17 protein-coding genes are annotated in these 22625 nt (G+C 62.4%); 4 read left to right on the top strand and 13 right to left on the bottom strand.

The window, feature by feature from the left end:
* Nucleotides 1–71: 71 nt before the first annotated feature.
* The 5 genes from RXV95_RS07720 to RXV95_RS07700 form a co-directional block, all read right to left on the bottom strand.
* Nucleotides 72–1412 (bottom strand): glycosyltransferase family 4 protein, encoded by a 1341-nt coding sequence (locus RXV95_RS07720; protein ID WP_338468426.1) that lies wholly within the window; start codon nt 1410–1412, stop codon nt 72–74.
* The gene (locus RXV95_RS07715; RefSeq protein ID WP_338468425.1) at nt 1405–2976 is read right to left on the bottom strand and encodes a hypothetical protein; all 1572 of its coding nucleotides are present in this window, start codon (nt 2974–2976) and stop codon (nt 1405–1407) included. The genes RXV95_RS07720 and RXV95_RS07715 overlap by 8 nt, the downstream gene beginning before the upstream one ends.
* 106 nt (nt 2977–3082) lie before the next feature.
* Entirely contained in the window at nt 3083–4000 is a 918-nt protein-coding gene (locus RXV95_RS07710) for a glycosyltransferase (RefSeq protein ID WP_338468424.1), read from the bottom strand.
* Between the two features lie 200 nt (nt 4001–4200).
* Nucleotides 4201–5325 carry a GNAT family N-acetyltransferase gene (locus RXV95_RS07705; RefSeq protein WP_338468423.1) on the bottom strand — a complete coding sequence of 375 codons (1125 nt, stop codon included), beginning with the start codon at nt 5323–5325 and terminating at the stop codon, nt 4201–4203.
* A gap of 47 nt (nt 5326–5372) precedes the next feature.
* A complete protein-coding gene (locus tag RXV95_RS07700) occupies nt 5373–6824 on the bottom strand; it encodes a glycoside hydrolase (protein WP_338468422.1) in 1452 nt (483 codons plus the stop codon).
* 219 nt (nt 6825–7043) lie between these two features.
* On the opposite strand from RXV95_RS07700, the gene RXV95_RS07695 reads away from it, so the two are divergent.
* Both RXV95_RS07695 and RXV95_RS07690 read left to right on the top strand, forming a co-directional pair.
* Nucleotides 7044–8000 carry a glycosyltransferase gene (locus RXV95_RS07695; protein WP_338468421.1) on the top strand — a complete coding sequence of 319 codons (957 nt, stop codon included), beginning with the start codon at nt 7044–7046 and terminating at the stop codon, nt 7998–8000.
* Between the two features lie 23 nt (nt 8001–8023).
* The gene (locus tag RXV95_RS07690; RefSeq protein ID WP_338468420.1) at nt 8024–9229 is read left to right on the top strand and encodes a GNAT family N-acetyltransferase; all 1206 of its coding nucleotides are present in this window, start codon (nt 8024–8026) and stop codon (nt 9227–9229) included.
* A 42-nt stretch (nt 9230–9271) separates the two neighbouring features.
* Here the strand turns inward: RXV95_RS07690 and RXV95_RS07685 are convergent, their stop codons facing one another.
* The 5 genes from RXV95_RS07685 to RXV95_RS07665 form a co-directional block, all read right to left on the bottom strand.
* On the bottom strand, nt 9272–10153 hold the full coding sequence (locus RXV95_RS07685; protein WP_338468419.1) for a proline dehydrogenase: 882 nt from the start codon (nt 10151–10153) through the stop codon (nt 9272–9274).
* A gap of 14 nt (nt 10154–10167) precedes the next feature.
* Entirely contained in the window at nt 10168–11310 is a 1143-nt protein-coding gene (locus tag RXV95_RS07680) for a glycosyltransferase (RefSeq protein WP_338468418.1), read from the bottom strand.
* Nucleotides 11307–13445: a Wzz/FepE/Etk N-terminal domain-containing protein gene (locus RXV95_RS07675; RefSeq protein ID WP_338468417.1), complete on the bottom strand. Its 2139-nt coding sequence runs from the start codon at nt 13443–13445 to the stop codon at nt 11307–11309. Before RXV95_RS07675 ends, RXV95_RS07680 begins: the two co-directional genes overlap by 4 nt.
* Before the next feature lie 64 nt (nt 13446–13509).
* Nucleotides 13510–14877, bottom strand: a complete 1368-nt coding sequence (locus tag RXV95_RS07670) for an outer membrane beta-barrel protein (protein WP_338468416.1) — start codon at nt 14875–14877, stop codon at nt 13510–13512.
* 276 nt (nt 14878–15153) lie between these two features.
* Complete coding sequence (locus tag RXV95_RS07665) at nt 15154–15981, bottom strand: sugar transferase (RefSeq protein ID WP_338468415.1); 828 nt, start codon at nt 15979–15981, stop codon at nt 15154–15156.
* Between the two features lie 304 nt (nt 15982–16285).
* On the opposite strand from RXV95_RS07665, the gene RXV95_RS07660 reads away from it, so the two are divergent.
* Nucleotides 16286–16906, top strand: coding sequence for a polysaccharide biosynthesis/export family protein (locus tag RXV95_RS07660; RefSeq protein WP_338468414.1), 621 nt, complete (start codon nt 16286–16288; stop codon nt 16904–16906).
* Between the two features lie 288 nt (nt 16907–17194).
* Nucleotides 17195–17899, top strand: a complete 705-nt coding sequence (locus RXV95_RS07655; protein WP_338468413.1) for a response regulator transcription factor — start codon at nt 17195–17197, stop codon at nt 17897–17899.
* A 114-nt stretch (nt 17900–18013) separates the two neighbouring features.
* Here RXV95_RS07655 and RXV95_RS07650 read toward each other — a convergent pair whose 3' ends face one another.
* From RXV95_RS07650 to RXV95_RS07640, 3 genes are all read right to left on the bottom strand, one after another.
* A complete protein-coding gene (locus RXV95_RS07650) occupies nt 18014–19231 on the bottom strand; it encodes a cell wall hydrolase (RefSeq protein WP_338468412.1) in 1218 nt (405 codons plus the stop codon).
* Nucleotides 19232–19395: 164 nt separating this feature from the next.
* On the bottom strand, nt 19396–20778 hold the full coding sequence (locus RXV95_RS07645) for a hypothetical protein (RefSeq protein ID WP_338468411.1): 1383 nt from the start codon (nt 20776–20778) through the stop codon (nt 19396–19398).
* A 206-nt stretch (nt 20779–20984) separates the two neighbouring features.
* Complete coding sequence (locus RXV95_RS07640) at nt 20985–22535, bottom strand: lipopolysaccharide biosynthesis protein (RefSeq protein ID WP_338468409.1); 1551 nt, start codon at nt 22533–22535, stop codon at nt 20985–20987.
* Nucleotides 22536–22625: the final 90 nt, after the last annotated feature.

Genomic DNA, 22625 nt, shown 5'->3' with positions numbered 1-22625 from the left:
CGAAATTCCGGTTGCGCGACCGGACGGCGCACCCAGGCGCGCGAAATCCGCAAGGTGCAGCCTGTCCCGCGTCACGTTGACACCCCGCCAGCCGACCGGAACGCTTCGATCTTGCGTTCGAATATGGCGATAAAGGCGGAAATCCATTCGACAGGATCGCTGCAAAGCCTTCTCGCGCCGTCAAAGCCCGCATGGCTCATACGGCGCACCAGATCGTCGTCGGTGGCAAGGCGAGCGACCACACGGCCCGGTTCGGGGCTGCCCGGTCCGGCCGATCGCCCCATGCCGAACGCAACGCCGCACCCCATGTCCACGAGATCGCGTGCCAGAAGCGCGTGCGACGCGACGATGACGGGCAATCCGCTCATCGCCGCTTCGACCAGGACCAGGCCGAAGGGTTCAAGGATCCGGCTCGGCACGATCAAGGCACGCGCACGACTGGCAATGGCGGCGATTTCTTCCCGGTCGCACCAACCGGCAAATTCGACATCGCCGTCGGATTCCTCAGGCATGCGTCCCAGTTCGCCCGAACCGACAAGCGTGATTTTCTGTCCGGCGTCCTTTGCCGCGCGGATGGCGATATCCGCCCCCTTGTCCCTTGCGATGCGACCGACAAACAGCAGCCCCCGGTTGCGCTCCGCCTCGATACGCCGGTCGGTCCACGCATGGGCCGGGTTGGGAATCGTGACCAGATCGGGCGCGGCAAAACCGCAATCCACGAACTTTTGCCGCATCGCTTCGTGCAGGAACGTGAAGGTTGCCTTGCTGCGGGCGAAGCGCGCCTGCACGTTCAGGTTTACATGCCGCCCCGTCCGCCAGATCTTTTGCGCATAGCTGCGCCGGTCGCAGTTGCTTGCCAGGCACTGCAACGACATCGGCTGTGCCTGGCAGACCGCAGCGTCACCGAAATGCGAAAAGCCCCCGTTGGGGCATATGTTGAAGAAATCGTGGCAGGTCACGACCAGCCTGCCCTCAACCGGACGCAGCGCGGAGAATATCGCGGGCGAAAGGATCTGGGACCAGTTGTGGAGATGATAGGCCGTGCCCGGCGTATCGTGCCGGGCTATCCACTCCGAAACCGCGCGCGCCGCGGCCCCGTGATGGAACCCTTGCGCAATGGCCTTGCGGAACGGCAGTTTCAGCAATGCCGGTGCATTGAGCGCGACGTGCTCGATGCCAAGCGCGCGCAGCCGTTCGGACGGACCGTCTCCGCTGATGAACGTGACCTTGTAACCCTGCTGCTGGTAAAGTTCGGCGGCCGAAAGCGCGATCGCGGTCGCGCCGCCGGCGGTCGTCGCGAAATCGTTGACGATCACGATTTGGTCAATCGACGACGGTTGCGGCACGCCCATGTGCCCTCCCCGCACCTGTTCGGCCACCCGAACGAGAGATGTGACGGCCGTATCAGGCACGGGCGCCCACCTTCTTTCGCACGTCGATGATTACCCTGCCGTCGCGAATGTCCAGGTGATGGCAGCCGATTATGCCGGGTTCGAAATCGGGCAGGATCTGGCGAACCTCCACTTCCTCGTAATCGTCCATCGACAGGCGTCTGATTTCCATCAGCCGCAAGCCATAACCGTAATAGCCATGAGAGTTGTCCTGCGCGGGCCGGTAAAGCCGCCCGTCCATCTCGAGGATGCGGCCCGCGTTGCGCGCGCTGCGCGAATTGAACACCACCGGGTTGAAGGAATGGGGCTCCAATTTCGCCAGATCGGGTCCGTCGACACGGAAGACGTGCAGTTCAGAGTTCATTTCAAGGAACGGATCGGTCGAAATATTGGTGAACAGCCACCATTCGCCGCCGATCAGGTTGATCGTCGAATCCGATGCGGCAATTCCTTCCAATGCCGTGGCGTGCCGTTCCCAGCGATCCGGAAATTCGATGCATTTCCAGACCTCCAGCCGCCGCTTTTCCGACGTTTCGGGCAACATATAGAGCTGCCCGTCGGCTTCGAACAGGAACGGGAACGACAAGTGGTATGCGGTCTGGATGACTGGCCCGACATCGGTCAATTGCCCGTCTTCGAAGCGGCCCGCGCTGATGTGGCCTCGCCCCTTGCGGTAATCGAACTCTTCGAAAAAGCAGTAGGTTTGCCCGTCCCTGTCCCACAGGAACGGATCGGCGAAATACCTGTTGCCGTCGGGAATGTGAGCCGTGGCAGCCGACGCATCGAACTCGTCCCAACCGCATTCGGCGGACTTCAGGATGAACTGTCCGGGACGATGCCCCATCCGCGCGCGCAAATCGTTCACGGCCCTTCGGGTCGAATGACGGGCAAGCGACCAGAGATAGCGGGAAAACTGCCCGGCGGTCGGGTCTGCCAGAGCGGCGACCTCTCGATCCGCAAGCGAGTCCGGCCGGCCGGTCGAGCGGGTTCGTCGCAAGGCGCGCATGATCAATTGCACGGACTTTTCGGACATGAAAAGCGCATTGCGGGCCGCAACGTACTTGGGATTGAGCGAGGCGGCAGCCACAACCGCGGGTGCGCTATGGTCTGACGTCCGGCGCAGCAGGGTCAAACGCGATACCGGCGATCGCGCAAGAAGCGATGCAACGCTGGCCCGTGGGTCGAGCGAGTCGATGAACCAGACCCCGTGCAGCGCAAGGCCGGGATCGATGCCGCGCCCCGCCCCGGATGTCAGGTCGATAATGACATCGGAACGAGCCGCTTCGATCGCGGGCCGGTCCTCCTCACTGACCACCTTCGCGCATTCGACCGCCTGCAAATAGGCGTGGCTGTCCGCCGGCTCGGACCGGGCAGCGAACCTGCGCTCCAGGCGGAACCACCCGCTCAACAAAGGCGATACCGGGCGCCCTGCCGTGCCGTTGCGCGGCTGGATCAGCGCGGTCAGGCGCAGGCCGCGATCCGCATGGATGCGCGTGGCGAGCCGCATGACCCAATCGGGCGGGCGGCCGACATCGTCCATGACCAGCGCAACCCGAAGCGGGGGCTGAAGCGGGGTCGCGGTCACGACACGACCGCAATCGGTTGCCGAAGCCGCACCGCGAGCGGATGTTTGCGGCCTGTAACGTCCTGGATGGGGAACCGGGCGCCCACGGTCGATTCACAAGCCTCCTTCAAAGCGACATGATGCGGCGCGGATCGAGCCGCCCCCGCATGAAGTCTCCGATGGCAATCAGGTTTCCGGCCAGCCGCCCCCGCCGGTCGATCTCCGGCTCAGGGGCGATGCTCTTCACGCAATTGGCGGCAAGGTTGCGCAGCAACTGACGCCAGCCGATATCCGGCTGCATCGTCCCCTTGCCGTATAAATAGATGACGTTCGCGACTTGCGAATAGCCAAGCCGCCGCCCGGGCTGGCGCCCGCTTCTGACGCCAAGGTGAATCCCTGTCAGGTCCGGCGCCGCATACATCTGCCCGCGATGGCTGAGCTGATAGGTCAGGTCCACGTCTTCAAGCCAGCCGTAAAGGGGCAGGTTCTCGTCGAAGCGAAGATCGCCCAGCGCTTCAAGACGGATGGCCATGTTGCATCCATACAGCGACCTGACGGGCACGCGGTCCGTGCCCTGCGGCCGTTCTCCATCCACTTCCAGCCTGCGCACCGCGTCCTCGAAAGCGATGGGAACGTCCAGGATACCGTCGTCCACCAGATCGCCGGTCAACCCGGCGGTCTCCGGAAACGCCGTCATCAGCGCATCGACGCCCGCCAGGTAATCGTTCGCCGGTGTGAAATCGTCATCGAAGAAAACGACCACGTCGGCATCGTCGGCAACTTGGGCGATCCCGGCATTTCGCTGGCAGCACAGCCCCCGCTTGGCGATGATAACGGATGCGGCCGCACTGGCTTCGCGCACGCCCGCGACATCGGCCTCGCACGTGCCGACAACAACGACGCCGTCCGCCGCGCGCTCCTGTCGTTCAAGGTGGCGCACAAGTTCGCAAACGGTCTCGGCCCGGCCGCATGTCGCAACTATGACATGGATTCTGAGGGCGGGGGCACAGTCCCTGTCAATCGTTTCAAATGTCTGCAAATTCATCGATCCGGCCTGAAGTTTCTTCCCCCGCGCAGCGCCGCGGCGCTGCATCTGCACATTTCCCTCCGAACGTCATACCGCATGAATCCGGGGCCAGAAATCGCCCTAGCCCGCCATAACCAGACAACCGTACTTCCGGCTTGCACGCCGGGCCGTTGGTCTTAATCCTTTCGGATACATCCGCACCGGCCCGACCCGCGAAGTCACTTCGCAAGGCTGGACGGGGCCAGACTGGTCGGGGCCAGACTGGTCGGGGGAAGGCTGGTCGGGCGTATCAACCTTGCAACCGCCCTGCGTGGATGGTCGCGATACCGGCCGAGCGGAAGGTGGCTTGCGACCGAGACGAGTCGTTCGCCGCCGGCACGCAGGATCGCGGCAAGACTTCCCGGCCTTGCAATCGATCCCTCCTTCAGGGGAACGAACCTGTCCGCCATGTCGAACTTGAATTGCTCCGCCCCCTTGCCGAAGTCGATAACCTCTATCCCCTGTTCGGCTGCGTTCTGGGCAAGGAGTATTAGAAGCGTGTATCCCGGACCGTATGCCTTCAGCGAAAGGTCATAAGTCGGGAACCACCAATGCAGCACACCGGCCGAACGCATGCCGAAATGGGCCGCGATCAGCCGGTCACCCGCGCGTAGGGTACTGACTGTGCCCGTCAGGCCGGGTTCGGTGCTGTTGCGCAGCCGTTCGAAGGTGCCGACCTCCCAACCCGTTGCCATCTTCATTCCGGGCTTGATGAGCTGGTATTGCCGCGTTTTCATCTCCACCAGACTCTGGAACACGCTGTCCGAGCCATCGTGGAAGTCGAAGCGGAGGGGGCCGATTTCACGCTCTGTCTTGCGCACAAGCCGCTCGTGCTTCCGTTGCCGCTTGCGCCAAGTCGCGCCCTGGCGTCCGGCATAGGCATCGAACCCGCCGCGAAGGTCCATTTGCGGCGAAACCGACGTCCCGCGCCCTCCGCCGATCTGCTCTGCCAGTTCCGCCGGAAGGTGATTGTAGTCGTATGCGTCCAGCCCGGCCGCGCACAGCAGCGCCTCTGCGCAAACGCACTCTCCCGGCGCCAGGATCGGCCCCTGATAATCATTGATCTGGCCGCCGATCGGCCGTGCGACCCTGCGACCGACCAGATGATACGGCAGGAATCCCGCAATCCTGCCCCCCCGCTCAAGAACGGCCACGCGTGCGTCGGGCCGCGAGCCTGCGACCGCAAGGGTGAATTGCGGGCGATAGAACGGGCTTTGGTATAGCGGGCCCGCGTCGCAGAACGAATTCCAGACGGCAATCAGGCCATCGTCAAGGTCGCCGGGCGCGACGACCCGCGCCGTCAACTGTCCCGGGGATGACGCCTGATTACCCCCAAGGCCGGGTTCGTGAATCATGTCGCCGCCGGATTGGAAGCCGGAGCCTGCCGCCCCGCTTCGTCAAGCGCGCGGCGGCTGCGCGAAAGGGCCGGACGCAGCGCCAGCGCCGCACCTGCGAAAATCGTGAATGTCGCGGCCGGACTGGCAACCGGCGAGCCGACCGCGGCCGGGATCAGGCCAAGTATCGCGGCACTGGCGAATGCGCCGCCGGCGGTCTGCGCGATATCCGTCCCCTTCTCCCAACTGGCCTGCCCCCAACTTGAACGCCGCATCGGCTGGAAAACGGCAAGCAGATAGAGCGTAAAGGAAACGATGCCGATCACCCCCATCGAACCGAGGATCGCGAAAAAGATGCTGGATGAACGGAAACTGCCCGGACCGATGCCAAGGCCATGCGATTTCACCAGCGCATCGATACCCTGCAAGGCCCAGAACAGCCTTTGCTGACCGGACAGGCTGGACGACTTGTCCACGGTCATCGACACGATCATGCTGAATACCGCGTCGGGCAGGCTGGGCACGACGGCCAACATTACCGCCGCCAAGAATAACAGGATAAAGGCGAAGCCCATGATCCGCCTGATCCTGCCGTCGGGAACCAGACGCGGTAGGGCGAGCGCACGCACGACAAGGAACGCGAAATATGCGCCCAGCGCCACATATGCGGTGGACGACGTGCTGAGCAGCAGCACCAGACTGAGTGCGATGGCCAGCCAGCCCGTCGCGCGCGGTCTGATGGCGCGATACCAAAGCTCGCTGTTGACCACGAAAAAGGCGAAACAGCAGCTCGCATAAGTCGACGCTTCCGGCATGAGTCCGCGAATGCGCACGAAGCCCTGAACGTCCACGCTGAATTGCGCGTAATCGCCATTGCGGAACATGTTGAGGACACCTTCCAGCGGCGTCCCGCGCGAAACGACATCGAGCAGGCCGGTGACGATCAGAAACCATCCGCTCCACACCGATGCGGAAACCAGCGCATCCGTGGCCTTTTCCGATCGCGCCAGGACATAGGCGCCGACTGCAAGCAACATCGCGCCGACCATATAGGTGCCGCCGGTCAGGTTCTGCGACGTGGGATGCAGGGGAACCACGTCGAAAAGTCCCCCGTTCGGGTTCGGGCGCATGGGAAAGACGTCGATCGATCCGGCGAACAGCCGTGGGCCGATGAATGCCATCGCCAGTCCATAGAGGCAAAACAGCACAAGCCAGGCATTTGCGCGCAACGCCGCCGGAAAGTGGCCGTACAATCCGCCCCGGGGAACGAGGATGCGCAGATAGACGAACAGCAAAGCGAATTGCACGGGCGGGATCGACGATCCGCCCAGTGCCGGCAATACGATCGCGGCAGACCCATCGAACAGCGAACTGGCGATAAGGAACGCAAGCGCGCTGCCCGGACGACCGGCAAGGACGATCAGACCGCCAACCACAATCTGGAAAAGGCCGACGAACGTTAACTCCAACCCACGCTCCAAACGTTACCTGCGCACGGCCTTGCCAGCCTGCGGCCCATTCCAGTCGACGCGCTATCGACATCGGGATTTCAATGCTGTGAAAGTTATCATTTCACGTGGAAATCCAGCCATTGCGCATAAGGATTACCCTTGATTTGAATTGGGTAAGGCCCGGCCGATCGCCTACAATGCGGGCGATTTCAGAACGTGCGGAGCCGAACCGAAAACATGACCGATCCGCTTGGCCGGAGAATGAAGCGTGTGGTGCGGGCGCTGGCCGACCCGTCCGGTTGGCGATCGCTTGGCGTGGTAACGCGAATTGCGCCGGGCGGGGCGATGGTGGGCATTCCGGAACCTTCCGCCGTAGAGCGGATCGTGCCCCCCGAACCGGTGCATTTCGACCGCATTCCGCCGATCATTTTCCAGACCTGGAAAAGCCGTTCCGACATCCCGGGCAACTATCGTTATTGGCGCCAGACGATCATCGACCGCAACCCCGAAGCGCAAGTGGTCCTGTGGGACGACGAGGACAATCGCGCGTTCATCGCGAAGGCGTTCCCCTGGCTGCTCGACATGTATGACGCATTCCCGAAGGAGATATTCCGGGCCGACGCGGTGCGATACCTCTTCCTGTTCGCATTCGGCGGATTTTACGCCGATATGGACAGCGAATGCCTGAAGCCGTTGAACCTTGGCCAGCGCAATGAGGCCGTCGTTCTCGGCCGGATGGGCAACGACCCGTCATTCGAGCATTCGGTGCCCAATGCAATGATGGCGTCGCGCCCGGGCCAGGCATTCTGGCTGCTGGTTGTCCAGCGGATGATCGATATCTTCGAAAGCCACCCGACGGCGGAAATGCTTTTACGCGCGGGTCCGGAAGAACTGACCGGCCCCGTCTTGCTCAAGCGCAGCTTCGACGAGTTCCAGCGCCTCGACGACGAGGCCCTGATGAAACGCATCGCGCCGGTCGTTCGGAATCTAACCGATCGGCAAAAGGAAACCGTGCACATCGGGCGTGTGGCCCTCCTAGATGGCGAGACGTGGTATCCGCTCGATTGGACGAACCCGTTTCACAAGGGTCTGCGCAACCATCTGAACCGCAATACACGCCTGCTTTCACCCGAGATCGCCCGCTGGGTTTTTCCCCGCGCGGAGATGGTGACTTACTGGAGCCATTCCTGGTGACGTTTCAGGAGATGGAAGCATCTGTGAACGGATCGCCCGGCGCGGTGCGCCGTCAAGCGGTTGGCCCTGTCCGGCAACCGCCGCGCGGCATCGAGGCGGATGCCCAGCGGGACATGCGCAAGACAGGCACCGCCGCAGCAGTCAACGACAGCGCCGGCGTCCCGGAACGCTCACCGGCGACAGGCAACTTGCCGCCGCGCGCGCGGTGGGATGCCTGTCTGCCGGTATCGGCCACGCCGATGCAGCACCGCATCTGGAACGAAGCCGGACTTGCGGCCGAAAACCGTGGCAGAACGTCGCAATTGCTGGAAACGGATGGTGCAATCGCGCTGATGTTGCAGCAAAGCAGGCGCGGCCCGCTCTGCCTCGCCACCGCAGAAGAACTCGGCGAACCGTGCGAGCCGGCCTGTTCAGGCCAGGTCGCCGCTGAAAATCTCGCTGCGCTCATGCTTGCGCAAAAGCGCCCGATCCGGCTTGGCCAGCCCCCGGCCGATACCGCGTTCTCCGATGCGATGGTGCGGCAGGCGCGCAAGGCCGGCATCCTGTTCACCTTCGCCACCGAAGGATCTCCGTTTATCGAACTCGACGATAGCTGGACCAGCGCGCCTGACAGGTTCAACGCGCGACGCCGGGCCGACTTTCGCCGGATGCGCCGCCGGGCGGAATCTGCGGGGGCATTGCGCTTCGAATTCCATTCGCCCACGACCGATAATGTCACGGACTTGCTCGACCGGGCGATAGACATCGAAGCCAGGGGATGGAAAGGCCACGCCAACACCGCGATCGCGGACAATCCCTTTCAAAGCGCATTCTATCGTCGATACGCGAAGCTCGCCGCCGGAGAGGGCATCCTGCGCATCGCGTTCCTGAAGATCGGGTCGGATATTGCCGCGGTCCAGATCGCCGTCGAATGCGACAATCGCTTCTGGCTGTTGAAGATCGGATACGACGAGCAGTTTGCCCGATGCTCTCCGGGCCAGATCCTGATGCTGGAAAGCATCGAACGTGCGGCCCGCAATGGGCTGACCCACTTCGAGTTTCTGGGCAAGGCGGCGCCATGGACAAGGTTATGGACGACCGGCGAACGCCCGCGCATGAAGCTGTTCTATTATCCCCGGAATATTGCTGGCGTGACCGCCCTGACAAGCGACGCATCGCGCATTGCCATCAGCCGGCTGGCAACCATGCTTCGCGGCAAGGACAGGGACGAAGGCACCGAAGCAGCTTGAAGGCGCCTTCGGCCCGTCCATCGCCCCGATCCTGCCTTTCCTTTACCGCCCCAGCGTCGACGCCGGGAGGGGCGGCAGGTCCAGCTTGTCACCGCCAAGCATGTCGCGGGCGATCCAGTAGAAAGTCCTGGGATTTCGCAAGGCGCGCTTCAGCGAATAGGGCAACCACGCTTCGCCATAAGGGATATACAGCCGCGCCGCCGCGCCGAAGCGGGCGCCTTCCCTGCGCGCGGCGGCAATCGGCAGGGGAAACACGAATTCCTGCTCGAACGGCGTTCCCGCATCCGCCAGTATTTCCATGGCTTGCGCCGCCAACGGTGCGTCGTGCGTTGCGACGCTGACAAAACGTGCGCGGCCCGCAAGGTGGCGGATCACCGTCAGGTATCCCTCGCGCAAGTCCATGCCGGGCGCATCTGGGTCGGGCCACTGCCCCTTGACCACGCGGATGGCCGCCCCGGCCTCTATTGCCCGGTCGGCATCGCGCAGGCTGCGCCGCCAGCGGCCCGGAATCGCCAGCCCCAACCCTTGTCCGCCAAGACGTTCGAGATAGGTCAGCGTTACGTCGGACTGGTCGGCCGCGTGTGCGTCGAACATGACGTGGGTGCCTGCCTGCCGGGCCGCTTCGACAACCCGCGCGACTTCATCCTCACGATCCCAGAGCGCCGGAATCTTCAGGGCCAGCGTACCATCGAGGCCGTGTTGCCCGATTGCCGACACGATGGACATATACTGCGACGAAACGGATTGCGGATCTTCCGTGCCGTCGTTCCAATAGCACAGCGTGCAGCCAAGGCCGTCGTAATGCGCGCGCGCCGCCAGGTCGACCGCATCGGCCACTCGCTCTCCCGCAACGTATCTGCGCGTCGCCAGGTTGAGGACCGGCATCGCCATCGATTTCAAATACTGCATTGCAAGGCTGGTCACCGGCGTGTTCCCGTTCAATCCATTGCGATGAATTCCCGCATCCTGCGATCGAAGACCTCGGGCGCGAACAGGTTAGCCCGGTCGATGGCCCTGCGCGGATCGAAGTGCGGAAGGAAATGTTCCATCGCGCCGACGGCTTCGACGAGCGACTGAACCTCCTGCCGGCCGAAGAAAATTCCCGTCTGTTCGGGCACGACGCTGTCCAGCACACCGCCGCGACCATAGGCGATGACCGGGCGGCCAGATGCCATCGCCTCGACCGGCGTAATCCCGAAATCTTCCTCTGCCGTCATCACGAAGGCGCGCGCCCGTGCATAGGTGCGGCGCAGGCGCGCAAAGTCCATCCGTTCGATGAAGGTGATGTTCGGCTTCGCCCGCGCGCGAAGCTTGCGGATCATGCCGCCCGTGCCGACCATGACCAGCGGAAGGCCGGTTTCGTTGAATGCGTCCACCGCCAGGTCTGGCCGTTTATACGGCACCATCTGGCCGACCCACAGATAGTAATCATCCTGCTCAAGCGAAGGCGTGAAAAGACTGGTGTCCACCGGCGGGCTGATCACTTCGGAATCGCGCCGCCATACCTTGGCGATCCGGCTCTGGATAAACGACGAATTTGCCGCGAACCGGTCAACCCGTGCGCTGGAACTGACGTCCCAGTTGCGCAGCCAGTGGTATATCGTCGGCATCGCCAGTCGCGCGATCGGGTTCGCCGCTTGCTTGTAGACGTGATAATGATCCCACAGATAGCGCATCGGCGAATGGCAATAGCAGACGTGAAGGCTGCCGGGCTGTGTGACCACGCCCTTTGCGGGACCGGATTCGCTGCTGATCACCAGGTCGTATTGGCCCAGGTCGAACTCCTCCAGCGCCATCGGCATCATCGGCAGGTAATACTGATAGAGCCGGCGCGAGAACGGCATCCGGCTGACAAGACTGGTCTTTACCTGCGCCTGCCTGATGCGCGACGATACGCTCTTCGCGTCATAGACGTGCGTAAAGATGTCCGCGCCGGGATAGAGCCCCAGAAGGCGTTCGAGCACCCTCTCCCCGCCGCGCATCGATACAAGCCAGTAATGCACCAGTGCAACGCGCGGACTGGAAAACGGGCTGAGCGCGGGAATGTATGCCGCGGTTCTGGCGTCGTTGCCCAGGGTCAAGCCGCATAGTCCTTGTAGCGATTGTAGTAATAGGCAACGTCATTGGGATCGAAATAGCCGCGCCGCCGCAGATCGACCTGGTTGAGCGCAACGCCAACCACGTTGACCAGATCGTCCGGCAAGCGGCTGCGCGCCGCGCGGAAGGCGAATTTCGATGTCTTGCGCCACCGCAGCGCAAGAACCACCGCATCCGCGCGGCTGGCTATCGTGCGCGTCACAGCCATGGGAAGGATCGGCGGCAGGTCCAGCACGATGCGATCGAACTTGCCGCGCAGCTCGTCCAGCAGATCGATGAATTCCTGCCCCGCCAGAAGATGCTCGTCGCCGCCGTCGCCCCGTTGCAAGGGAACCACGCAGAACGACAGGTTGTGGACCATCTGGTCGACATCGAAAGTGGCGCTGCCGTCGAGAATTTCGATCAGCCCTTTCTGTTCGGGCCTGACATCCAGGAGCTTGGTGATCCCGCGCCGCTGATAGTCGCAGTCTATCAGCACGGTGCGTTCGCCACCCTGCGCCAGAACGTGGGCAAGGCAGCACGACATCAACGTCTTGCCCTCTCCCGGAAGCGCGGAGGTGATGGCGATGACCTGAGAATGGCCGCGGGCGGCCTGGTCGATCGAAACGGCAAGGTTGTGGAACGATTCGGTAAACGCCGATCGCGGATCTTCCCTGACGGTCTGCACCGCGTTGGAATTCTGCCTGTCCACCGATTGCATCAGCGGTATCGACGTCAGGAACGTCTCGCCCAGATCCTTGCGCACGTCATCCGCGCTGGTGATGCCCTGGAACAGCGCTTCGGCGATATAGGCGACCACGATGCCCAGCCCCAGCCCGATGACCAGCGCAAGCGCGAGGTTCAGCTTGAGGTTGGGCGTGCGCGCCTTCAGCGGCGGCACGGCCGACGTCAGGATTCGCGCGTTGGGCTTTTCGGTGCCTTCCGCCGCGAGAAGCTGCTTGTAGCGGTTCAGGTATGTCTCATAGATCGCTTGCGATGCTTCGGCGGTGCGCTGGAGCGCGCTTAACCCCACCATCGCCTCGTTGTTGTTCGCCAGCTTGTTTCGCGCGCCGTTCAGGCTGCCGTTCAGCGAGGCAAGCCGCTGCTGCGACACTTCCGAGCGGGCGCGCAAGTTGGATACCACGCGCGAGATTTCTGCCTGGATGCTGGCACGGACCTGCTTCAACTGGTCCTTCGCATCGATCAGTGCGGGATAGTTCGGGCCATAGCTTGACGAGAGGCTCCCCACTTTCGCGGCAAGTGTTGCCTCTTGCGTGCGGAGCGACGAAATGACCGGGGAATCAAGCGCCTCGCCAACGTCGTCGCCGTTCGAGCCTGAGCGCAACTGGGAAAGCGCCGTGTTGAGGCGCGCCTGGTCCTCTGCCGCCTGCGCGCGCGCCTTGGCCACTTCGACGCTGTAATCGGACAGTTCCTGCTCTGTCTGCGAAGCACCGGTAGTGGAAAGCAGGTTGTTGGCGATGCGATACTGCTGAAGACTTTGCGTATCGTTCTGCGCCTGTGTGCGCAGTTCGGCCAGCCGGGCGGCCACTTCCTTGCGCGCCTCGTCGTTGCGCGCCTGGTCCACGCCGACGCGCCAGTTGGCGAACGTCGAAGCATAGGTGTTGGCAATCCGTGCGGCCATGTGCGGATCGGAATCGTCATAGGAGATGGTCAAAGCAAAGCTTTCGCCCGACCGTGCCGCCTTGACGTTCTTTTGCATGGTGTCGAGCAATTCGCGGCGCTGCGCATCACCCATGCCCTTGTCGAGACCAAGCTTGCGCGCGACCGCGGACGCCATTTCGCGCGACTGGATAATCTGCAACTGGGTTTCAAGCATTTCGCCGCTGATTTCCGGCGGCGCAGTTGCGGTCGTGGCCGTCTGGTCCACCACATTGCTTTGCTGCTCGACCATCACGGTCGCTTCGGCCCTGTATGTCTTGGTGGACAGAAGGGAAATCAGCAGGCCGGCGGCGAGTGTCAACGCCACAATTCCGGCGATCAGCATCAGCCGGCGACGAATGAACGTAACGCTTTCGGACAGGTCTAGGCGATCCGCCGCAGCGGGCGACTGCTCTCCGATCCGGGCGATTCCACCGCCATTCCCGCCCGGCGGGACGAGTTCGAGTGAGTGGCTGTTCATCCGTTGTCTCCGAAGGGAGGGTCCAGCGGGCAGCCGGCCCGAAGGATCGATGGCTGCAGGACGGTCACAGCGCTGCTCCCAGCGTCAGGCCTACGTTGAAGCCGTGATAGTGGCCGGGTTCGATGGCCCGTTGCCCATCGCGATAACCGGCGTGGACCGATGCGACGAGGTGCCCGGAAAGCCGGTACTTGATCGATGCATCGACACCCGTGCGCTTGTCGCTGCCGGTGAAACCGCGATAATCGTCCACGACGTGAGCGCCGTGCGCTTCGACCAGAACCTTGTCGCTGAACGCGTATTGTGCCCGAAGATCGAAACTGGTGCGGACCACCGCCGGAACGTTGGACAACGGGCTGGGATCGACGGACTTGCCAGCCGAAGCGGTCAGCTTCCAGCGCGGCGTCGGCGTCCAGTTCGCCGCCAGGTGAAAGTTCGCCGCGCCGACCGACTGCGCATTGTGATCGTCGAAGGTCTGGTGGATGTAACCGGCCGCGCCTTCCACATCGACAAGGGCATTGACCTGATAGCGAACACCGCCGAGCACGGAATAACCGCTCGAATTACGCGACACGCCGATATTCCGGGAATAATCGACCTGGTTTCCGCTGACGATGGCATAGACCGAAAGCTTCGCTCCGACGTCGAAATCGGATCGCACGTGACCCTCGCGCTGGACCACGTCGCGATAGGACAAGTCGATGGGCACGCCCTGAAGCGTCGCGTCGCTGTATGTCAGCTTCGAAATCGTGCCCCCGATAGACAGCCCCATAATCCCGCCGGAACGGGAAAGTTCGACTTTCAGGCGCCGCTGCCGATAGGAGATCGGCCGATCGGTGAAGAACGTGTCACCCGATGTCCCGCGCCGCTCTATCAAATCCGCAAGCCCGCCCTCGACAAACAGGCTTGCGCGGGAACCGAGATCGAAGGTGCCAACGCCTTTGATCGCCCACTGGTTGCTGTTTTCCGGGGTCGTGTCGAAATAGCGCCGGATCTCGGCTGACCCTATCAGGGCCAGGCTGTGGCGCGCCCAGTCGGTGGCGACCGTCAGTTCCGGCATAAAGATGCCGACCGTGTCCGACCGGACGTTCGACCGGATGTTATAAATATTGCTATCGTATTCGACAGCTGCATCGGCAGACGCCTTGAGCACCAGCCCCGGCGACAGGTGCACGCCCGGCGCTTCCTCGGGCAGGAACAGGTCTATCGGTGTCTTTGGCTTGGACTCCGCGGCAAGCGCCGGACTGGGCACAGCCAGGCAGGCGACGACAAATGCAGCCAGACCCGCAATACCCGATTTTGGCGCGGCGTTCGGGCGGTTGGCATCTCCAAGGCGGATAGCCTGTTCTATCTTCCTGTGCTTGTCGGGATCGTTGCCGATGGCAAGGGCGAAAATCGTCCCGATGGTGAGCATCTCGTCCCGGAAATACGCCAACCGGCCTGCCCCTCGCCGCCCTGTGCCCGACGACGGATCGACAGAGACGGGAAAGCGCTGGCCCCGACCAGCCGAAGGGAGTAATACCCCTATCCGGATGGATAGCTTCTCAAGGACCAAGAATCGGTCGCGCACAGACCGCGAAGACGGACGCAAATGCGTGCCCGGGCCGCAGCGAAGCTTTGCGCGCGGTCTTTTGCTTGCCGTTCCGCTGGGCATTGCGTTGTGGGGTTTGCTCATGTGGCTGGTCGCCTAGCTCTTGTCATCGCCCGTCGCTCAACAGGCGCCGCGGCGCTGAAGCACGGCGGGAATTGTTGCAAAAAGGATCCGGATATCGAAGCCGAGGCTGCGGTGCCGCGCATAGAAGCGATCGATCGCTACCCTGCGCCGGTATGATGCCTCGCTTCTGCAAGTGACTTGCCAAAGTCCGGTCAGGCCCGGCTTCATCGACAGCAGCGTCGGGACATGGCGGCCATAGTGCCGCAATTCGGCCCGCACGATCGGACGCGGACCGACAAGGCCCATGTCCCCGCGCAGCACGTTCCAGAGCTGTGGCAGTTCATCCAGGCTCGTCTTGCGAAGAAATTGCCCGAACCTGCCGATCCTCGGGTCATTCGTCAGCTTGTGATGCTGTTCCCATTCGCGGCGCAGGCCGGCGTCCTCGCGCAGCAGGCGTTCAAGCTGCTTGTCCGCGTCCAGCGGCATGGAACGGAACTTGTAGCAATCGAAGGCCTTGCCGTCGCGGCCCACCCTCTGATGCCTGAATATGGGCGATCCTTCGCTGGCGATCGCGACGACAAGCGTCAGCAAAACGAGCACCGGCGCCAGCAGGACGATCAGCGCCATAGACACGGCAATGTCGAGAAACCGGCTCGCCCGGCGATAACGCGCGGACTGGGGCAAGGGCGCCCCGGCACGGCGTGGCGCTTCGCACGGTTGGCCGATGCTCTCATCGATATGGCGGATCAGCAGCGCCTCATAATCGCTCGACCGGGCAGTTCCAGCCGCGCGAAAGCCTTCGTCACGGGCCCAGGCGTCCGAGTCCCAGATTTCCGGAGCCGCATCGAAACGGCGAGCAATCAGGTCGTCCTTAAGTCTTTCCATCCTACTGGCGCTCTGGTTCCGTTGCTTAGAGGTCAGGCCCGATGAGCCCGCGACAACTCTCCCCTTCGCAACAATTTCCCAGTTTGCGCTTCGAAACAAACGGGCATCGGTTGTATCGTCCGATTAGCCCAAACGGGATAGTTTCCGCCGATCTGCATCATCCGGTTTGCCTCGAAAGAGCAGTATCTTTGGCAGATGCTTGCACTTACGATTTTGAATTGAAATCGGTCGATTTTCCGGCCTGTCCGGCATTGCAGACCGAATGGAGGACACGCCCGGCAAGGCGCAGCTGACAGGATCAAGCATGAACGGTTTTAGAAACCTGATCGGTCAATTCGATCGCAACGCCCGCGCCCTGCTTCGCACGGCGCTGGCCTGCCTGTTGACGATTGCCATATCCGGCTGTGCCACCAGCAATCTTCCCGTGATGTCAGCCCAGTCCGCGAACAGCGAACTGACCGACGGCTACCGCCTCGCATCGGGCGACAAGGTGAAGGTCAACGTGTTCGACGTTACCGCCCTGACCGGGGAATACCAGGTCGGCGATGGCGGTGTGCTCTCCATGCCGCTGATTCAGCCGATCAACGTCAAGGGAATGACGACGCTGCGTCTGGCGGACGCCATTTCGCAAGAGCTGAAGGCAGGCGGATATGTGCTGACGCCGCGCGTTTCCGTCGAGATTGTCGAGCATCGTCCCTTCTACATCCTGGGCGAAGTCGAAAAGCCGGGCGAATATCCCTACAGCGGCGAACTGACGCTCGACCAGGCGATTGCGATGGCAGGTGGCTTTACGGCCCGCGCGAACAAGAGCGTGGTTCGCCTGAAGCGGGCCGACTGGCCCAACGCGCGCCGGATCCGGCTTGGCGACATGGCATTGAAGATCGCGCCGAGCGACACGATCACGGTTGAAGAAGCGTTCTTCTGAAGCGGCATCCGAATGGTGGGGGCAATCGCCCCATCCCTCTTCCGACCAGGATTATCCCATCCGGAGAGGGACAAGCCTTGCCTCGCCAATCCTTCGCATGATCGCGATGCCCCGACACGCGACATTGAGAATGGGTCGCAGAGACTTCGCAATTCCCGGAACGATACGCAATCATCCGTAAGCCGGATTAATTAATCCGGTTGATTCTCGTTCGCGGTTGCAACAGAATTAACTCATCTAACCGGAGTCGCACTGCTGCGTCATGGAAAATTGTTCCAGAGGCGGCACATGGGGTGCAGCGTTGCTGCGTGCCGGAATCTTCGGGAGATACTAATGTTTCAAGAAGTTTTCCTGATCAGTCCTAATGACATAGCCAGAGAAGGCTTGTCGAATATCCTGCAATCCGAAGGTTTCTCGATTGCCGGTGCATATGAAGATTACACGGGATTTCAAACTAACAGGGATAACGCGAAAGCGATCGTGTTGCTTGACGGGCTCGATTCTTCCGACCAGGCCCGTACCGTCGGCGATCTGAAGGATGCCAATCCGCAATCGGTGATCGTTGTCCTCAGCGAGAAATTCGATCTGGAACAGATGGTCGCCTGCTTTCATGCAGGTGCGCAGGGCTATATCATCAAATCGATCAAGGCCGCGCCGCTGATCGCGTCATTGCGGCTTGCCGCCGTGGGTGAGCGCGTTGTGCCGGCCGATCTCATGAACTTTTTCGAGAACGGCGGACGGCAAAGCAGGCCCGAATCCATTCCGAGCGCCTGCACCGAAGAGGCATGCCTCTCCCCGCGCGAGCAGGATGTGCTGCGTTGCCTGATCGCCGGCTATTCCAACAAGGTGATCGCGCGCGAACTGGTCGTCTGCGAAGCAACCGTAAAGGTTCATGTAAAGGCGATCCTCAGGAAACTGAAGGTCAGCAACCGCACCCAGGCCGCGATCTGGGCCAGTTCGCACGGATTTTCCGAAGTTCGGCAAACTGCCTGATTCCGTTTTCCACTCCGGCTAATCCCGTTAATTTGCGTCCGGATCGATTCCGGACGCGGGACGAATGCAGCAGAACAGCTATCGGGATCGGGACGCTCAATCGCGGTCGCCCGCCTATTTTCCCATCAGCCCCGCCAGTTCCGCACCGTCGGGCATACATTGCCTGGCATCCGGACGCGGCGCGCGCTGGCAATCCCAAAGGGCGACGGACATGCCCGAGCCATCGCGCACGAACAGGAACAAGGGTTTGCCCTTCGCGACGTCGCCGGGCTGAGCATTCGCATCCGGTTCGCCCGCTTTCCCGTATCCGGCCACCCGGCACGCCTGATCGCCGGGGCAGAGATTCATGGCCGACACCGCCCATCGCCCGTTCGGGCCGCCCTGATCGACCAGCATGACCTTCATCGAATTCTGGCTGGTACGCACGGCACCGCCGGTCGCCAGGCCGCCCTGCCCCCCGACCTGGCTCTCTCCCGGCTTCGCCCAGTTGAGCGCATCGCTATCGAGGGCCAGACGGGTGGTATCGCCGGTTTGCTTCGTGTCGCCTGCATTCGATGCATTACGGTCCAGCACCGGCTTTATGGCAGGCTCACCGTGGTCGTCGAACACCAGTTTCCTGTTCAGCGCGCCGCGCAGCCCGCCCCAGCGATAGAAGATGTGCGGCCCGACTTTCGAAACGCGCTGCATGACCGCGTTCCACAACGGATTGACATAGTCGGCGTGGTAATGCGTCGCCTGCCCCACGGCCTTGTCCACCGAACCGCCGAGCGCGCTTTCCGCCAGCGCCACGGCCTTCGCCATATCGCGCGAAGACGGTGCCCTTCGTTGCAGCGATCCGTCGCACAGATAGGAGAACTGGCAGCCGGTCTTGCGGTTCGCGCCTTCCAGCACCACACCGCAGATCGAGTTGGGGAAAGCCGGGTGCCGAACGCGATTGAGCACCACCTGAATAACGGCGCGCTCGCCCGCCGCATCGTTTCCGGCTTCATACCACGCCGTCGTGGCAAGGCAGGACAGCGCACGTTGCCTGTCATCCGATTTCCCTGCGAAGATCAGCGGATGGGCGGCATCGGGCACGGCAGGCGCAAGCTCCAGGTTCGCCCTGATCGGCCCTGCCATGTCGAGATCGCGCATCGAATTGAGCAGCCGCATCATGGGCGTCGGCGGGCGATCGTCCATGATGCGTGCAGGTTGCTGATCGGTCGCACCATTTTGCAATGGCGCCCCCGATTGCGTGGTTCCCATCACCAAGGGACTGGCGACGGCCAGCGCCCCCACGCCGGCCAGCGCCGTCGCGATGTGCCAGCGTTTGGCAGAGGCAAGGCTGCGCACGCCGGTCCGAAGTGGTGAGGCCGGAAAAAATTGACCGGGAACGGCCACGGAGTTGGTCGACACGTCCACGCATGACAAGATGTCAGCCGCGATACCGAGGCGCTATTTCTCTTCGGGATTAGCCTGTGGCTCTTTAGTCTAACCGGTTCGCCGGAACAGCCGGCTTACTGTCCTGCCCCCTTCAGCATCTTGCGGGCCGCGCGCTCGAGCAGTGCGATGTCTTGCGGCACTTCGCCTATCAGGTTGAGACGCCGTCCGCCGTCGCGCCGCGCGACGATAAGCACGAATTCGTCGTTGCTATCCGCCTGATCGGCCAAATCCGACAAGCGCAGAGCCGGCATGGACCGCAGGGCGCGCGCAATCTGGGGCTGAGGGGCGCGGCGGGCAATTGCAGCCGGCCGATCGGATTTGCGCAACTGCCGCTCTGCATTGACGATGGACTTTAGCCCGCCCTGGCTCTCCAGAAGGTATTCTTCCAGGTGGCCCTTGCAGATGCCGACCCGAAGGGCATGGTCAAGGATGGTGGCGTATTCGGACAGGCGCGTCTTGTTATAACTCAATCCGAAAACCAGCTTGAGAAGCGGCATCATCGGCGCACGCGCCTGCATCGTCAGCCCGGCATCGTGCGCAAGCTCGGTAAATCCCGCAGGTTCCTGCACGACCGCAAGGGCAAAATCATAGGCTCCGCCCAATGCGCGATAAAGCGCTCCGCGCGATCGCGATTCCAGTTCGCCCGCCGCCTGCGCAAGTTCCCGTGCAATAGCCAGGTAATCGTGCAGGGTGGCATTGGAACCGGTGGGAAAACCGGGCGGTGAGACGGCAACGGACGAAATCGAAGGCGCAGCCATCGCTGGCACGGGCAACCGGCTGCTGGCCGAGGCGGCCCGCGCCGGTCTTACGACTGGCGGTTTCTCCCCCGCGATCACATGAAAGAATGGCCGGTCATGGTGTTCTTCCTTTTGACCGGACAACGCGGGCTCTTCATCCGGGTCCAGCTCTTGGTAGAGCAGCAGTTCGTCAGCGTGATCGTCATGCTCCTGCTCTGGCAGCAAGCACATGACCTGCGACGCCGCGGCGCCATCCACGGAAAAGGGCAGAAGCAAAACGGGGTACGACCGCCCACCTTCCCCCGAGCGGACGAGCTGGCCATCTGTCGGGGCTTGTGCTTCCAACGCCTGAAGGCAGCTTTCGATAAAGCCCGGCCGGATCGAGAACGGGTTCAGGCGCCCTTCCTCGTCCCGCAGGGCCTGGAAAACCGGCGGAACATTCTGGCTGGCTGGCTCTATTGCAGGGCGTTGCCGGCTTCGCGAGAAATCGAGCATCACAATCTGACCGTTTCCGAATGCGTCGAATTTGCCGCCAGTGTCCGAAACGAGCGGCGCCGCGCGCTCGTTGCGCAGGTCTTCCCATACTTTCAGTGCGCGCGTCCATTCGCGGATATAACCGGAATCCAGCGCCGCTTCCTCCATCCGCAAATCGGGCGTCAGTTCCAGCACGTCGTCGGGTTCGTGCGCATCCAGGTTCGCCATATCGTATGAAGTTTTCATCTGACCGAACCTTTACTGGAAATCATCCGGAAGTCGGGAAGGTTCTTCGGATGGTATCGGGAACTCCGAATTTTAGTGCCAACCCATTCTCAAGCACCGGGAAAGTCTCGCACTCCCTGCCTGCCGACGGCAAGTTCCCTGATGTGATTACTCCTTCTGGAGCAGGATGGACGGCTCTATATCGTGCAGGCTCGGACTGGCGCCGATCAGGATTTTCCGCGCAAGACGGGAAGCGTCTTCAGGTAGTCGACTATCCTGTCCTCGATCCCGAGCCCGCGTCCGGTCAACCGCCAGACAGCGAATATGGTCGCAATATAGGTTGCCAGTCCGGCCAGTCCCGTCAGGCCGAGCCCGATGGCGAGGGCAAGGCCCGTAACCCCGTCAAGAAGCGGGCGAAGGGCGACAAGCGTCAACGTCAGGACCAGCCCGGCAAACAGCGGCAATCCCGCGGCAGCAAGCTGGCGCCGCATCGGCATACGGACGATCTGGTTGACGAACCAGAACGATACGGCGGCCATGATCACGCCGACGACAATCCGCATCGCGACCGCCCCCCACAGCCCGGCGACCAGCACGCCGGCGGTCATGAGCGGGACGCGAACCACAAGTTCGACTACGCTCTGGCGCAGGAGTATCCGCGTTTGCCCCAGCGCCAGCGCCAGCGGGCCGAGGGCGGAAACGAACAGCGGCGCGATCATGGTCACGGCCAGCCACTGGAGGATCGGAACCGCAGGAAGCCATTTCGCGCCAAGCGCCAGCCGCACCGCCGGTTCGGCCAGAACGCTCAGCCCCGCAATCGGCGGCAGGCCCGCTGCCAGCAACAAGGCCGAAGTGCGCAGATAGACTTCGGCAACGCGCTCCCGATCGTTTCCGATGGCTGCGAAGGCGGAAAGCAACGGGCGCTTGATCGGCACGATGATCGACTGCTCGGGCAGATAACTCAGGTCGTTGGCCATGCTGTAGAGGCCCAGCCTGGTCGAATTGACGAAGCGGCCCAGCAACAGGCGATCGAACTGCCAGTTGAAGGCGACAATGATCTGCGAGGCTGTGGTCCAGCTGAGAAAATCCGCGAATGTCCGCCAGTCGAACAGCGACAGGCGCGGCCTGTAGGGCGCCAGGACAAACGAGATCACCAGCATGGTGAACGGCGTGGTGACGGTGCCGATCACCAGCGCCCAGTAACTGTGTGTAGCAAACGCAACGCCCGTCGCGATTGCAAAGGCGACAAGCTTTCCGCCAACTTCTATCGCCACGTCGCGCCGGAAGTCGATAGCGCGCGCATAATCCGCCATGCGCGGGCTGAGCATCCCGCGTGACGCGGGGGCGAAGCTTAATGCAACAATGATCGGGATTATGCGCTGATCGCCATAGAACGAGGCGAACGGGATAGCCATCAGGCCGAGCGCCACCGCAAGAACCAATCCACGCGCGAGGCCCATGGTAAAGGCCGTGTCATAGTGGCGCCGATCCACTTCTGACATGCGCACAAGAACCTGGATCACCGGCAGTTCGAACGCCGCCTCCACGATCTGCACCAGCGTCATCGCGATTGCGACGACGCCGAAATCCGCGGGGGTCAGCAGGCGCGCCAGAACCACCAGCAACGCCAGGTCGATGCATTTGGCCATCAGGCGTGACCCGATCACCCAGGCTGCGCTTATCGCGGTACGAGCGCCTACACGGGGATTTTCGGGCTGTCGCGCAGGGTCTGGAAGCGGAATGTCATCATCGTCAAACGAACTGAAGGGCGTCGTCATTGCTCTTTCCCAATCGCTTGACGGTCAGGCGCCGCAATCAGCATGGCATTCATGTCGATATGGCGCAATCGCGGCAATACTGCGGAGCAG

The sequence above is a fragment of the Novosphingobium sp. ZN18A2 genome, from assembly GCF_036784765.1.
Taxonomy (GTDB): domain Bacteria; phylum Pseudomonadota; class Alphaproteobacteria; order Sphingomonadales; family Sphingomonadaceae; genus Novosphingobium.
The sequence above is the reverse complement of the archived record's forward strand: the minus strand, read 5'-3'. Positions and strand labels throughout refer to the sequence as shown.